The 15435-nt window shown below is 56.8% G+C and carries 12 protein-coding genes; 4 read left to right on the forward strand and 8 right to left on the reverse strand.

Going from position 1 to position 15435, the window contains the following annotated elements; all coding sequences use genetic code 11:
• Positions 1-7: 7 nt before the first annotated feature.
• The 3 genes from ftsH to ALIPUT_RS11575 form a co-directional block, all read right to left on the reverse strand.
• Complete coding sequence (ftsH, locus tag ALIPUT_RS11565; RefSeq protein WP_004330187.1) at positions 8-2104, reverse strand: ATP-dependent zinc metalloprotease FtsH; 2097 nt, start codon at positions 2102-2104, stop codon at positions 8-10.
• A 6-nt stretch (positions 2105-2110) separates the two neighbouring features.
• Entirely contained in the window at positions 2111-2461 is a 351-nt protein-coding gene (rsfS, locus tag ALIPUT_RS11570; protein ID WP_004330188.1) for a ribosome silencing factor, read from the reverse strand.
• Between the two features lie 159 nt (positions 2462-2620).
• A complete protein-coding gene (locus tag ALIPUT_RS11575) occupies positions 2621-3514 on the reverse strand; it encodes a hydrogen peroxide-inducible genes activator (RefSeq protein ID WP_004330189.1) in 894 nt (297 codons plus the stop codon).
• Positions 3515-3636: 122 nt separating this feature from the next.
• Between ALIPUT_RS11575 and trpS the strand changes: the two genes are divergently transcribed.
• The 3 genes from trpS to ALIPUT_RS11590 are packed head-to-tail and all read left to right on the forward strand — an operon-like array spanning position 3637 to position 6985.
• Positions 3637-4758: a tryptophan--tRNA ligase gene (trpS, locus tag ALIPUT_RS11580; protein ID WP_004330190.1), complete on the forward strand. Its 1122-nt coding sequence runs from the start codon at positions 3637-3639 to the stop codon at positions 4756-4758.
• 30 nt (positions 4759-4788) lie between these two features.
• Positions 4789-6600 carry a chloride channel protein gene (locus ALIPUT_RS11585; RefSeq protein WP_004330191.1) on the forward strand — a complete coding sequence of 604 codons (1812 nt, stop codon included), beginning with the start codon at positions 4789-4791 and terminating at the stop codon, positions 6598-6600.
• 58 nt (positions 6601-6658) lie between these two features.
• Positions 6659-6985 (forward strand): PAS domain-containing protein, encoded by a 327-nt coding sequence (locus ALIPUT_RS11590; protein WP_004330192.1) that lies wholly within the window; start codon positions 6659-6661, stop codon positions 6983-6985.
• Positions 6986-7225: 240 nt separating this feature from the next.
• On the opposite strand, the gene ALIPUT_RS11595 is transcribed toward ALIPUT_RS11590, so the two are convergent.
• From ALIPUT_RS11595 to lon, 5 genes are all read right to left on the reverse strand, one after another.
• Positions 7226-7510: a YciI family protein gene (locus ALIPUT_RS11595; RefSeq protein ID WP_004330193.1), complete on the reverse strand. Its 285-nt coding sequence runs from the start codon at positions 7508-7510 to the stop codon at positions 7226-7228.
• A gap of 5 nt (positions 7511-7515) precedes the next feature.
• A complete protein-coding gene (locus tag ALIPUT_RS11600) occupies positions 7516-8481 on the reverse strand; it encodes a KpsF/GutQ family sugar-phosphate isomerase (RefSeq protein WP_004330194.1) in 966 nt (321 codons plus the stop codon).
• 1 nt (position 8482) lies between these two features.
• Positions 8483-9241 carry a 3-deoxy-8-phosphooctulonate synthase gene (kdsA, locus tag ALIPUT_RS11605; RefSeq protein ID WP_004330196.1) on the reverse strand — a complete coding sequence of 253 codons (759 nt, stop codon included), beginning with the start codon at positions 9239-9241 and terminating at the stop codon, positions 8483-8485.
• A 4-nt stretch (positions 9242-9245) separates the two neighbouring features.
• Positions 9246-10001 (reverse strand): 3-deoxy-manno-octulosonate cytidylyltransferase, encoded by a 756-nt coding sequence (gene kdsB, locus ALIPUT_RS11610; RefSeq protein WP_004330197.1) that lies wholly within the window; start codon positions 9999-10001, stop codon positions 9246-9248.
• An 81-nt stretch (positions 10002-10082) separates the two neighbouring features.
• Positions 10083-12521, reverse strand: a complete 2439-nt coding sequence (gene lon / locus ALIPUT_RS11615) for an endopeptidase La (RefSeq protein ID WP_004330198.1) — start codon at positions 12519-12521, stop codon at positions 10083-10085.
• Between the two features lie 269 nt (positions 12522-12790).
• Between lon and ALIPUT_RS11620 the strand changes: the two genes are divergently transcribed.
• Complete coding sequence (locus ALIPUT_RS11620; protein ID WP_004330201.1) at positions 12791-15418, forward strand: valine--tRNA ligase; 2628 nt, start codon at positions 12791-12793, stop codon at positions 15416-15418.
• Positions 15419-15435 lie beyond the last annotated feature (17 nt).

Raw genomic sequence — 15435 nt, forward strand, 5'->3', positions numbered from 1 at the left:
AACCTCGTTAAACTTCAGGCGTTTCCGCCGACGATTTTCCGTCCGACACAGCGGAAGCGGCGGTTCCGGAAATCTTTTCTTCGTCCTTTCGGGGCTCGGCCGACGCAACCTCTTTTTTCCCGGCTGCCTCTTCCGCATCGCCGGATGCAGCTTTCCGCTCCGCCAAAGCCTTCTGCTCGGCCTCTTTCCGTTCCCGCAGAATATCCTTTTTCCGTTTACCGAAGATACGCTCCACATCCTCCGTAAAAACCACTTCGCGCTCCAACAGCAGTTCGGCCAACTCCTTCAAACCGTCGGCATGGCTGCGGAGCACCTCCGCCGCCATCGCATAGGCTTCGGCAATGGTATTTTTAGCCTCGGCATCGATCTGCTGGGCCGTCAGTTCGGAATAGGGCTTGGTCAGCGCCATGTCGCTCTGGCCCGTAGAGTCGTAATAGCTGATTGTCCCGACCTTCTCGCTCATACCGTAATAAGCCACCATGGCATACGCCATCTTGGTCGCCCGCTCCAGATCGTTGAGCGCTCCGGTCGAAACCTCGCCGAAATTGATCTGCTCGGACACCCGGCCGCCGAGCATCGCAGCCAGCTCGTCCATCATCTGCTCGCGCGTGGTGATCTGCCGTTCTTCGGGCAGGTACCAGGCCGCGCCCAACGACTTGCCGCGCGGAATGATAGTCACCTTGATCAGCGGACTGGCATTCTCCAAAATCCAGCTTACCGTAGCGTGTCCGGCCTCGTGATAGGCAATCACCCGCTTCTCTTCGTCGGAAATGATCTTGTTCTTACGCTCCAGACCGCCGATAATGCGGTCGATCGCCGCCAGGAAATCCTCGCGCGACACATATTTCTTATTGTGACGGGCCGCGATCAACGCCGCCTCGTTGCAGACATTGGCGATGTCGGCACCCGAAAAGCCGGGCGTCTGCTTGGCCAGGAAAGTACGGTCCAGCTCCGGATCGAGCTTCAACGGACGCAGGTGCACGTCGAAAATCTCCTCGCGCTCCTTCACGTCGGGCAATCCCACCTCGATCTGCCGGTCGAAACGTCCGGCACGCATCAGCGCCTTGTCCAGAATATCGACCCGGTTGGTCGCCGCCAGGACGATCACGCCCGTATTGGTCTGGAAACCGTCCATCTCGGTCAGCAACTGGTTGAGCGTATTCTCCCGCTCGTCATTGCCCGAGAACCCGGCGTTCTTGCCACGGGCCCGGCCGATGGCGTCGATTTCGTCGATGAAAAGAATACAGGGAGCTTTCTGCTTGGCCTGCTCGAAAAGGTCACGCACGCGCGAAGCGCCCACGCCCACGAACATCTCCACGAAATCCGAGCCGGAAATCGACAGGAACGGCACATTGGCCTCTCCCGCCACCGCCTTCGCCAACAGGGTTTTACCCGTTCCCGGAGGGCCTACCAGCAACGCGCCCTTGGGAATTTTCGCACCGATGGATTTGTATTTGTCGGGTTTCTTGAGGAAATCGACGATCTCCATGATCTCGACCTTTGCCTCCTCCAGTCCGGCAACGTCCTTGAAAGTCACCTTTTTCGAGTTCTCCTTGTCGAACACCTGCGCCCGGGCCTTCCCCACGTTCATAATACCGCCAGCACCGCCTCCGGCCCCCCGCGACATGCGGCTCATCAGGAAGAACCAGCCGCCGATAATAATGATCCAGGGAAGCATCTGAAGCAGAATCGATGTCCAGGAATTCTCCCGGTTCTCGTACACCAGCACCACCTTGTTACCCGACTCGGCCGTCACCTTATCCAAATCCTGACGGAACGTATCCACCGACCCGATATTGAAAGTAAGCTGAGCCCCCGTTTCGGGCATATTACGGAAACGCGGGTCAACAGCATCCTTACGGTACCGGTCCGCAGCATCCTTCTTAAGGTAGATTTCCGCCAGGTCACGATTGACGACCTGGATTTTTTCGACGTCGCCCTGCTCGATCATCTGCGCCACGGTATTCCAGTCGCTCTTGACCGGGACTCCGTTGCCGGGTCCGAACATCCAGTAGCCGACAATAAAAATAATGATGACGCCGTATATCCACATCCACGAAGGACGCGGCATATTCATTTTGTTGTTTATTTTCTGTTGTGCCATAAAATATTATTCGTCATACTCATAACGGGTCGCCGGGGCATCGGCCCACAGCTCCTCCAATTTGTAAAATTCACGCAATTCTGTCTGAAAAATATGCACCACCACATCCACGTAGTCCATAGCGATCCACAGCGCATTTTGCTGTCCTTCCACGCGCCAGACCTTCTCGCCGAGGGTTTCCAATACCTGCTCCTCGATACCCGCCGCGATCGCAGCGACCTGCGTGGTGGAGTCGGCGTTGCAAACGATGAAGCAGGAGCAGATCGCCCCGTCGATTTTCGAAAGATCCAACGATACGATATTTTTACCCTTTTTATCCTGGATTGCACGAATTATCGTGCCTGTCAATTTTTCCATAGTTTGAATTTACCGGTCAATACAACTTTGCAAAGGTAGCGAAAATGAGGGCAGAACAAAACAAACCCGTTTGTTTTTTTATGCCGAACGCATCCCGCTTCCCGCAAAGATACAAGAGAATATCCGAAAATTTACTCTGCAAATATCCGTCCCGAATCCCTATTGGCGGGAAACTTTCGACAAAATAGTATCGATCAAGGCTTTGATGATCGAACTTTTGACATAGGTCCGGCGCACGGCCACGGCGATCTTGCGCGAAGTAGCCCCCTTGGCCAGCGTTTTGACCTGACAACGATGCTCCGCAGGAATGTATTCCACGGCCATTTCGGGGATAATCGTCACACAGTGCGTGTAATCGACGATCCGCATCAACGTATCGAGCGAACCGGATTCGAACGTATAGTGCGAGGGGACCTCCCGTTTGGCCTGGCACAGCTCGATGATCTGGTCACGCATACAATGCCCCGGACTTAACAGCACCAGCTCCTTGAGGTCGATATCCTCGATACGGACGTTCGTGCGTTCAAAAAGCGGATTCTCCCGGGACACGTAAAGATGGAACCTGTCGTCGAACAACTCGTGTTCCTGAATCCCCTCGCCGCAGGTTCCGCCGGCGACCAATGCCGCATCGATCCGGTCGCGGCGCAGCGCATCGACGATGTCGGCGGTCACCATCTCCGCAATCTCCAGTTCGACTTTGGGATAGTCCCGCACGAAATCGGGAATAAACTTATGCAACAGGTAAGGTGCGATGGTCGGAATGACGCCGAGCCGCAACCGACCGGAAGTTTCGCCTTTGAGTTCCGCGACCGCTTCGCGGATATGATCGTAAGCCCGGAGGGTTTCCCGGATTTCGGCAAGCACCACCTCGCCCGCCTCGGTCGGAATGACCGGTTTCTTGCTGCGATCGAGCAGCACCACGCCCAATTCTTCCTCCAAAGACTTGATCTGCATGCTCAACGACGGCTGGGTCACGAAACAGTGTTCCGCTGCCAGAGAGAAACTGCCGCAATTGGCTACCGCCAGCAGGTATTCGAGTTGGATGATAGTCATAGTTTATCTTATTTGCACGCACGAAAATATAAAAAAAACCGATACTTCGCAATTATTATTCGACCATCGGTTTAGTTTTTCGTACATTTGCAGACTATTTATTATTAGAAACTTTTTAACTGATGGGAAAAATCATACTCACCGGAGATCGTCCGACCGGCAAACTCCACCTGGGACATTACGTAGGTTCGCTGCGCCGCCGCGTGGAGTTGCAGAATTCGGGCGAATTCGAGAAAATATTCATCATGATCGCCGACGCCCAGGCGCTGACCGATAATGCGGACAACCCGGAAAAAGTGCGGCAGAACATCCTCGAGGTCGCCCTCGACTATCTCTCTTGCGGACTGGATCCCGCGCAATCGACGCTCTTCATCCAGTCGCAGGTGCCGGAACTCTGCGAGCTGGCTTTCTACTACATGAACCTGGTGACCGTAGCCCGTCTGCAGCGCAATCCGACGGTGAAGGCCGAAATCCAGTTGCGCGGCTTCGCCGAAGGCAACGAAGAAGAGGGATCGCAGCGCCAGGGTATTCCGGTAGGATTCTTCACCTACCCGATCAGCCAGGCCTCGGATATCACCGCTTTCAAGGCCACGACCGTACCGGTCGGCGAGGATCAGGAACCGATGATCGAACAGACGCGCGAAATCGTCCATAAATTCAACTCCGTATATGGAGAAACACTCGTCATGCCGGGAATTCTGCTGCCCGACAACGCGGCCTGCCTGCGTCTGCCCGGTACGGACGGCAAGGCCAAGATGTCGAAATCGCTGGGCAACTGCATCTACCTCTCCGACTCGGCCGATGAAGTGAAGAAGAAGGTGATGGGTATGTATACCGATCCCGACCACCTGCGGGTGGAGGACCCGGGCAAGGTCGAGGGCAACACCGTCTTCACCTACCTGGACGCCTTCAGTCGCCCGGAACATTTTCAGCGATACCTGCCCGATTACGCCTCGCTCGACGAGTTGAAGGCGCACTACCGCCGGGGCGGGCTGGGCGACGTGAAGGTCAAGAAGTTCCTGATCGCCGTGCTGAACGAAACGCTGGAGCCGATCCGCGAGCGCCGCAAGCAGTACGAAGGCCGCATCGAAGAGGTCTATGAAATTCTGCGCAAAGGTTCGGAGCATGCCCGGGCAACAGCCGCGCAAACGCTCGGCGAAGTGCGCCACGCCATGCGGATCGACTACTTCGACGACAAGGAGCTGATCGCCGAGCAGGCTCGCCAATACCAGCAACAGCGATAACGCGCATAACCAGCAGACAAGGTACCCGAAATGTTCAAACGCATAACACCGCAGACGATCGCGGATTGGGGCGAACGTATCTACATCCGTTTCCTGGAGCTTACCAAACGGTTCACCAGTACGCAGATCATGGCGCTGCTGGCCATCATCGTAGGGGTTCTGGCCGGATTGGGTACCTGCCTGTTCGAACTGCTGCTCTACGGAATCAAAGCAGGGCTGACCCATTGGTTCCCCGTCGAACAGTCGCATTTTCTCTTCCTGTTCTATCCGGTCATCGGTATCATCCTGGCCTCGCTTTTCGTCAAATACGTCGTCAAAGACAATATTTCGGAAGGCGTTACACGCGTGTTATATGCCATGTCGCGTAAAAACTCGTACATTGCCTCCCACAACTGCTGGACTTCGGTCGTAGGCGGTGCGACAACGATCGGATTCGGCGGTTCGGTCGGTCCCGAGGCCCCGATCGTCCTGACGGGCGCAGCCATCGGTTCGAACATCAGCCGCCTGGCCCACCTGAACTACAAAAACACCACCCTGCTGCTCTGCTGCGGAGCCGGGGCGGCCCTTGCAGCCATCTTCAAAGCCCCGATCACGGGCGTGGTCTTCGTGCTCGAAATCCTGATGCTCGATCTCACCTCGCGCACGGTCGTACCGCTGCTGATCTCTTCGATCACGGCCGCCGCCGTCGCCCTCACGATCCGGGGATTCGATCCGATCATCGCCATCTCGCTGACTCCCGACGATGCGTTCCGGCTCAACCAAATTCCGCTTTTCGTCCTGCTGGGTATCTTCTGCGGGCTGATGTCCTACTACTTCACCACGGTCAATGCCCGGGTGGGCGCCTTCTTCAAAAAGATCGACAGTCCCTACAAGAAGTGGCTGATCGGCGGAGCCGTACTCGGCATCCTGATCTACATTTTCCCGCCCCTCTACGGCGAAGGCTACGAAGGTTTCATGTCGCTCATGCACGGCAACACGACCGAGTTGTTCAACAACTCGCTCTTCTACCGCTTCAGTCAGATCGACTGGGTGGTCATTCTCTTCATCGTAGGCACGATGTTCTTCAAAGTGATCGCTATGGCCTCGACCAACGCTGCGGGCGGCGTCGGCGGTACGTTCGCCCCTTCGCTGTTCGTCGGCGCATTCATGGGCGCTATCACGGCGCTGGTCTGCAACACCCTGTTCGGATGGAACCTGTCGCTGGTTTCTTTCACCCTGGTAGGTATGGCGGGCGTAATGTCGGGCGTGATGAAGGCCCCCCTGACCTCGATCTTCCTGATCGCCGAACTATCGAGCGGTTACGGCCTTTTCATCCCGCTGATGATCACCGCCTGCATCGCCTTCGCCATCGACTACTACCTCGATCCCGACTCGATCTATACCAAGCAACTGCGTCAGAACGGGGAGTTGATCACCCACAACAAGGACGAATCGGTCTTCGTCTTTCTGAGGCTCGACGACCTGATTCAGGACGACGGGGTTTACATCCACCCGTCCCAGACTTTGGGCGACATCGTGCAGATCATGTCCCGGGAGCGTCACGACGACTATTTCCCGGTTCTCGACAACGAAAAACACCTGCTGGGCATCGTCCGCCTGAACGACGTGCGGGAAGACCTGTTCAATCCGCAAAAGTACGGCAACCCGATTACACGCTACATGCTCCTGTCCCCCGACACGATCCTGCAACATGAACAGATCCAGAGCGTGCTGCGCCGTTTCGACGAAAACCACGTCTGGGTGTTACCCGTCGTGGACAAGGAGAAACACTACCTGGGCTACATCTCCAAATCGCGAATCATGACCGCCTACCGCGAACAACTGGTCAAGATTTCGCAATAAAATACAGTCCCGACCTCGCTTTCTACAACCGAAGAAACTATAAAAACAGAATAGTACTATGAATTTTAATTGGGCTGACGACACGAACTGCGCCGTAACGGTATGCGACACCGAAGGCGTGGTAATTTACCAGAACAAGCAATCTATCTCCGTCAATGGAGAGTATCGCGGCAAAAGCATGCTCCCCTGCCACAACGAGCGCTCGAAGGGGATCATCGCCCGCATCCTCGAAAAAGGCGACACGAATGCCTACACCATCGAGAAAAAAGGGATCCGCAAAATGATCTACCAAACAGCCTGGCGCCGCGAGGACGGCACCGTAGGCGGTATCATCGAACTGTCGATGCCGATTCCCGCCGAAATGCCGCACTACGTACGGGGATAATAGAGCACCCCGGACCAGAAGCATCCGAACCACTCAACGACACCAGGAACTTCAACCGGAAAGCCGCAAAAAAATACACGAAACAACCCCTATCCGATACAGGAGAAGAGTCAAACGACCGCCTTTCTTCCAAAACGTTACGAAGAGGCGGATCAAAACGGTTTACAACACTTTCCACAGCCGTTTTCCGAAAACAGGAGCGCCCGCGATTAGTCGCGGGCGCTCCTGTTTATTTGCTTACTACCGAAATTTCTCGAATCCGGGAAGATACTTGGTCGGTTCGAACTCGACGATCGTATAATCTGCGATCTCATGCCGGAAGAACGGATCTTCCCGCGTAAAGGCTTCGGCTTCCGCACGATTCGCGGCTTTCGAAACGATCACACCGCCCGTACGGGGATTCTGCGGCCCGGTGCAAAGCAATTTGCCCTGAGCGAAATAACGGTCGAGAAAAGCCCAATGCTCCGCCAGGTAGCGCTCCACCTCTTCGAGCGGCTTCTTGTAATCGACGATAATCAGAAACATAGTTTTCAAAGTTTTATGTCGTAAATCTGGATCACACCGACAAGTTTGCCTTCGTCGTCGGTCACCAGCAACGAATTGATCTTATGCTGGGTCATTTTCTTCTCCGCAGCGATCAGCTTCTCATCGGGCCCGATGGTCTTGGGGTTGAGCGTGGCGATGTCCATGGCCCGGATCGAGAAAAACTCCGATTCGCGGCGTTCCATCGCCCGGCGGATATCCCCGTCGGTGACGATCCCCAGCACTTTGTCCCCCTCGCAAATGACGATTAGACCCAGACCGCCTTTGCTGACGGCGTGGATCATATCCTTGGCCGAACAGTCCGGAGCCACTACGGGCAAACCCTCCTTGTGCATCACATTGCCGACAGTCATCAGCAGACGGCGGCCCAGGCTGCCGCCCGGGTGCAGCCGCGCGAAGTCGATGCTCGTGAAATTGCGCAGCTTCATCAGCGCTACGGCCATAGCGTCGCCCATGGCGATCTGTGCCGTAGTCGAAGTGGTAGGCGCCAGGTGCAGGATGCAGGCCTCGTGGCGTACGGCCACGTCGAGGTGCACGTCCGAATTGCGGGCCAACGTCGATTCGGGATTGCCCGTCATCGAAATCAGCTTGTTGCCGTTGGTATGGATGAACGGCACGATCTTGAGAATTTCATCCGTTTCGCCCGAATAAGAAAGCGCCAGCACGGTATCTTCCGGAGAGATCATTCCCAGATCGCCATGAAAAGCCTCGCCCGGATGCAGGAAGAAACTCGGCGTACCGGTGCTCGCCAGCGTCGCGGCGATCTTGCGGCCGATCAGCCCCGATTTTCCCATTCCGGTCACCACGAGCTTGCCCCGGCTGTGCAGGATAAGTTCGACAGCGCACACGAAATCATCGCCCAGCGTCTGTTCGAGATGCTTGAGCGCCAGCGCTTCGGTATGGATCGTCTTTCGGGCCAGCGAGAGGATATCGGCCCGCTTGTCTGCGGTCATATTATAGCAAAGATTTTATTACGTTTTCCAAATCATTCAGATAAAGCATGTTCGGGCCGTCACTCAAGGCATGATCGGGATCAGGATGCACCTCGAAGAAGAAACCGTTGGCACCGAACGCCCGGGCTGCCCGGGCCATGGCAGGCACGAACTCGCGGTTACCGCCCGTCTTGCCGCCGGCGGCACCGGGGCGCTGTACGGAATGCGTGCAGTCCATGACGACCGTCGAAGCGATACCGAGCATGTCGGGAATGTTGCGGAAATCGACCACCAGGTTGTTGTAGCCGTACATATTGCCACGTTCGGTAAGCCAAACCTCACCGGCACCGGCCTTCATCGCCTTTTCATAAGGGTATCGCATATCTTCACCCGAAAGGAACTGCGCTTTCTTGATATTGACCGTACGTCCCGTACGGGCCGCAGCGACCAACAGATCGGTCTGGCGGCAAAGGAATGCCGGAATCTGGATCACATCGACGACTTCGCCGACCGGAGCGGCCTGACAGGATTCGTGAATGTCGGTCAGCAGCCGCAGCCCCCACTTCGACCGAACGTCGGCGAGCATCCGAAGGCCCTTTTCCAACCCCGGCCCCCGGAACGACGAAATCGACGTGCGGTTGGCCTTGTCGAACGAAGCCTTGAAAATGATTTCGACGCCCAGCCGACGATTGATGTCCGCCAGCGTCGCAGCGACCGTATCGAGCAATTCCGCCGATTCGATCACGCAGGGACCGGCTATAAAGAGAGGTTTTTTATCCATGATTCTATCGCTTCATTCGTTTCAAAAATTCCTCGGCGGCCGCCAGATCTTCGGGCGTGTCGATGCCGATGGTCTCCACGTCGGAGATACCCACGCCGATCCTGTAGCCGTTCTCCAGCCAGCGCAACTGTTCGAGCGACTCGGCCTTCTCCAGCGAAGATGGCGGCAAGGCCGTCACCTCGGCGAGCACCTTCGTACGAAAGGCATACATACCGATATGTTTATAGAAAGTATGTTTCGCCAGCCACTCCGACCGCTCCACACCCCGCAGGTAGGGAATCACCGAGCGCGAAAAGTAGATCGCCCGCGACTCGCCGTCGAGCACCACTTTCGGCGAATTGGGATTTTCGAGCGCCGCCAGTCCGTCTGACTCGGCGAAGGGACGCACCAGGGTAGCGATGTCCGTACCCGGCACGTCGAAGCAGCGCATGATCGCCCGAAGCTGTTCCGGACGGATAAAAGGCTCGTCGCCCTGCACGTTGATTACGGCGTCGTACTCCCGGCCGAGCTTTCCATAAGCCTCCCAGCAACGGTCGGTGCCGCTGCGGTGCTCGGACGAAGTCATCACGGCACGACCGCCGAACTCCTCGACGGCACGCAGGATCCGTTCGTCGTCGGTCGCCACGACCGCATCGGGCAGCACGCCGGTCACCTGTTCATACACCCGGCGGATGACGGGCTTTCCCCCGAGCATCGCCAGCGGCTTGCCCGGGAAGCGGGTCGATGCATAGCGGGCGGGAATGATCGCAACAAACTCCATAACTCGTGACTCTATCTGTTTCAAGTCGCTAAAATACGAAAAAAGCGGGACATTGCGTCCCGCTTTTCAAATTAACACGGATTATTTCTTCTCCTCGAGAGCCAAACGCAACACATCCTCGTTCGTCCGCACGTAGTGGAACGTCAGACCGTCGATGTACTCCGCCTTGATCTCCGAGATGTCCTTGCGGTTGTCTTCCGAAAGGATCAGCTCCTTGATACCGGCACGCTTGGCCGCCAGGATCTTCTCCTTGATACCGCCTACCGGCATTACACGTCCCCGCAGGGTCGTCTCTCCGGTCATGGCGATACGCTCGCGCACCTTGCGCCCCGTATAGGTCGAAACGATCGAGGTGACCATCGTGATACCCGCCGAAGGACCGTCCTTGGGAATGGCTCCCTCCGGTACGTGGATGTTGATGTCGTTCTTCTCGAACATTTCGGGATCGATACCCAACTCCTTGTGGTGCGCCATCACCCACTCGTGGGCGATCGTCGCCGACTCCTTCATCACCTCACCCAGGTTACCCGTCAGGCTCACTTTGCCCTTGCCGGGGGTCAGCACCGACTCGATGTAGAGGATATCGCCGCCGACCTCGGTCCAAGCCAGGCCGGTGACTACGCCGACCATATCCCCGACCTCGTACTCTTCGCGCAGGAATTTCGGGATGCCGAGAATCTTCTCGACATCGGCCTGCGTAAGCTCCGGCGTATAAGCCTCCTCGAAAGCGATCTGCTTGGCCCGGTAGCGGGCGATCTTCGCCAAGTGCTTGTCCAGCGAACGGACACCCGACTCGCGGGTATAGCCCGCAATGACCTGCTCGACGACCTCGGGAGTCAGCACCAGTTGCCCCTCGGGAATGCCGTGCGCCGTCATCTGCTTGGGCAGCAGGTGGTCGAGGCCGATCCGCACCTTCTCTTCGAGAATGTAGCCCGGAATGTTAATCATCTCCATACGGTCGCGCAGCGCCGGATTGATGTTGCCGATGTTGTTGGCCGTGGCGATGAAAAGCACTTTCGAAAGGTCGTACTCCGTATCGAGGTAGTTGTCGTGGAATGTCGTATTCTGTTCAGGATCGAGCACTTCGAGCAGTGCGCTCGACGGGTCGCCGTGATTGCTTACGGTCACCTTGTCCACCTCGTCGAGGATGATGACCGGATTGGACGACCCGCAGCGTTTGATGGTCTGGATGATCCGGCCCGGCATCGCCCCGATGTAGGTGCGGCGGTGACCGCGTATCTCGGCCTCGTCGTGCAGACCGCCCAGCGAAATACGGCCGAACTTACGTCCCAGCGCCGCCGCCACGGACTTGCCCAGCGAGGTCTTGCCTACGCCCGGAGGGCCGTACAGACAGAGGATCGGGGATTTCAAGTCGCCTTTCAGCTTGATGACGGCCAAATGCTCCAACAGACGCTCTTTCACTTCGTCCAGCCCGAAATGGTCGTGGTCGAGCTGCTCGCGTGCGCATTTCAGATCGAGATTATCCTGCGTCACATCGTTCCAGGGCAGCTCGAGCATCAGTTGCAGATAGGTAACTTGCACCGAATATTCGGCCACGGCGGGATTGAGCCGTTCGAGCTTGGTGATCTCCTTCTCGAAAAGTTCGGCCACCTCCTTGGGCCAGTTCTTCTTGGACGCCTTCTCGCGCAATCCCTCCAGCTCGCTGTCGGCACCTTCGCCCAGCTCGTCCTGAATCGTGCGCATCTGCTGCTGCAGGTAGTAATCGCGCTGCTGCTTGTCGATCTCCTGCTTGACACGGCTCTGGATCTCGTTCTTCAGCTCGACGAGCTGCTGCTCGCGCACCAGAATCTCCAACAACTTGCGGGCACGGGCCAGCAGACCGGGAGACTCCAGCAGCGACTGGCGGTCTTCGTCCGAAAGCTCGAGGTTCGAACAGATGAAGTTGATGATTCCCCGCTTGGAGTCGATATTCTTGATGGCGAACGCCGCCTCCTTGGGCATGTCCGGCGAAATAGCGATGATACCCAGCGCAATGTCGCGGATCGAATCCACGAGAGCCTCGAACTCCAGGCTCTTTACATCGGGAGAAGAGTCGCGCAACGGCGTCACGCTGGCCTGGAAATAAGGTTCCGTGGAGACATACTCCTTCACCTCGATTTTCTCCAGTCCGTTTAGAATCACCGTCAGGTTGCCGTTGGGCATCTCCAGAATCTTGATAATACGAGCCGCAGTGCCGACCTTGTACATATCGTCCGGCGCCGGATCTTCGACTTCGCTTTCGCGTTGCAGCACGGCCCCCAGCAATCCGTTGCGCTCGTTCACTTCGCGCACCAGCCGGATGCTCTTCTCTCGGCCGACCGTAATCGGCGTGATCGCTCCGGGAAACAGCACCGAACTGCGCAAGGTCAATATCGGCAATATTTCGGGCACGTTGACCTCTTCCAACACCTCGTCCCCGCCCGTTACGATGGGAATGACGTGATGGCGTCCGTCCAGGACATCGGGCAGTGCCTTCAGATCGTCCATGTCGATATTCTTTATTTTATCCTTCTTACTCATATTCTTTTTATTATGTGGCTAAAAATCGAAGTGTTTTCCGTATCGTCGGATAAATTCTCCCTTCGGAAACTCCCGACCCCGACCGCTTTCCCCTCGCTCCTCCTTTCCTTGACCGGGAAAGTTTTGAGTACGAAAAACATCTACTTTTTTTAAAAAATTACAGATTTTGCAAAGATAACGATTTTCCTCCTAATTTTATTTCATATTAGCAGAATGTTCATAACTTTGCAAATCCTGTACAAATTATTATAAATACCGCATACAATATCATGCAAATCGCCGACAAATACTCCCCGCAGGAGATCGAATCCAAATGGTACGACTACTGGATGGAGCACCGCCTTTTCCATTCCGAACCCGATGAACGGGAACCCTATACGATCGTCATCCCGCCACCCAACGTCACGGGTATGCTCCACATGGGACATATGCTCAACAACACGTTGCAGGACGTACTGGTGCGCCGCGCCCGCATGCAGGGCAAGAACGCCTGCTGGGTCCCGGGCACCGACCACGCCTCGATCGCCACGGAAGCCAAGGTGGTGGCCAAACTCAAGGCCGAGGGGATCGAGAAATCGTCGCTCTCGCGCGAAGAGTTCCTGCGTCATGCCTGGGACTGGAAAGAGAAATACGGCGGCGTGATCCTGCAACAGCTGCGCAAGCTGGGCGCCTCGTGCGACTGGGAGCGCACCTGCTTCACGATGGACGAAGCCCGTACCGAAAGCGTCCTGCGGGTCTTCTGCGACCTCTATGAAAAGGGGCTGATTTACCGGGGCGTACGCATGGTCAATTGGGACCCGTCGGCCCAGACCGCCCTTTCGGACGAAGAGGTAGTGTTCAAAGAGTCGCACGGCAAGCTCTACTACCTGCGCTACCGGGTCGAAGGCACCGACCGCACGATCATCGTCGCCACGACCCGGCCCGAAACGATCCTCGGCGATACGGCCCTCTGCGTCAATCCCGACGACGAACGCTACGCCTGGCTGCCCGAAGACGCCCGGGTCATCGTCCCGCTGGTGGGCCGGTCGGTGCCCGTGATCCGCGATACGTACGTGGACATCGCTTTCGGCACGGGTGCCCTGAAGGTTACTCCGGCGCACGACGTGAACGACTATATGCTCGGTGAAAAATACGGGCTCGAATCGATAGACATCTTCAACGACGACGGCACGATCAACGACAAGGTAGGGCTTTATGCCGGTATGGAGCGCTTCGCCCTGCGCAAACAGATCGAAAAGGATCTCGACGCGGCCGGCCTGTTGGAGAAAACCGAAGACTACACCAATAACGTGGGTTATTCCGAACGTACCGGCGTAGCGATCGAACCCAAGCTCTCGATGCAGTGGTTCCTCTCGATGGAGAAGCTCGCCGGACCGGCGACGCGGGCCGTTCTGGAGGACGAAATCAAGCTCGTTCCCGAAAAATACAAGAACACCTACCGTCACTGGATGGAGAATATCAAGGACTGGTGCATCTCGCGCCAGCTCTGGTGGGGCCAGCGCATTCCGGCCTGGTATCTGCCCCAAGGCGGCTACGTAGTGGCCCTCAACGCAGACGAGGCACTGGAGAAAGCCCGGGCCAAGAGCGGCGACGCCTCGCTGACGCTCGCCGATCTGCGGCAGGACGAGGACGTGCTCGACACCTGGTTCTCGTCGTGGCTGTGGCCCATCTCGGTATTCGACGGCATCCGCCGCCCGAATAACAAAGACATCGAATACTACTATCCGACCAACGATCTGGTAACCGGTCCCGACATCATCTTCTTCTGGGTGGCCCGCATGATCATGGCCGGTTACGAATACCGGGGTGAGAAGCCTTTCGGTCACGTCTATTTCACGGGGATCGTGCGCGATAAAATCGGCCGCAAGATGTCCAAACAGCTCGGCAACTCGCCCGATCCGCTCGACCTGATCGCCCAGTTCGGCGCCGACGGCATGCGCGTAGCGATGCTGTTGAGCTCCTCAGCGGGCAACGACGTAATGTTCGACGAGGCTCTCTGCGAACAGGGACGCAATTTCGGCAACAAAATCTGGAATGCCTACCGACTGGTCAACGGCTGGACGATCGACGACACCCTGGCACAAAGCGAAAACAACCGCCTGGCAATCGAATGGTTCCGTCAAGCGCTCGCCAAGACGCTGCGTCAGGTCGAATCGGACTTCGCCTCCTATCGTATCTCGGAAGCCTTCATGAATCTGTATAAACTCTTCTGGGACGACTTCAGCGGCTGGTACCTCGAAATGATCAAACCGGCCTACCAATGCCCGATCGACCGGCCGACACTGGAAGCCACGTGCGGTTTCTTCGACGACCTGCTGCGTCTGCTACACCCCTTCATGCCGTTCGTCACCGAAGAGATCTGGCAGGACCTGGCACCCCGCAAGGCAGGCGAGTCGATCATGGTCCAGCGCATGCCCGAAGCACGGGAGATAGACGAGGCGCTGCTGGGCCGGTTCGAACTGACGAAAGAGGTCGTAACGGCCGTCCGCAACGTCCGCAAGCAGAAAAACATTCCGCAGAAAGACCCCCTGACGCTCCGGGTGATCGCCGACGAGAACTACCCGGCGGAATACGCTCCCGTCCTGCAGAAAATGGGCAACCTCTCGCAGATCGAAACCACCCGGGAGAAAGATCCTTCGGCCGTCGGATTCCTCGTAAAGACCACGCAATACTTCGTACCGATGGAGGGCATGATCGACATCGAGGCCGAACGCAAAAAACTCGCAGGCGAACTGGAATACCTCGAAGGATTCCTCGCCAGCGTGCAAAAAAAGCTCTCGAACGAAAGATTCGTTTCGTCGGCTCCCGAGAAAGTCGTGGCCAACGAACGGACCAAACAGGCTGACGCCGAAGCCAAGATCGCCGCGCTTCGGGAACAACTGGCGGCCTTGAAATAACTCATCACGAAACATTC

The organism is Alistipes putredinis DSM 17216 (assembly GCF_000154465.1).
Taxonomy (GTDB): domain Bacteria; phylum Bacteroidota; class Bacteroidia; order Bacteroidales; family Rikenellaceae; genus Alistipes; species Alistipes putredinis.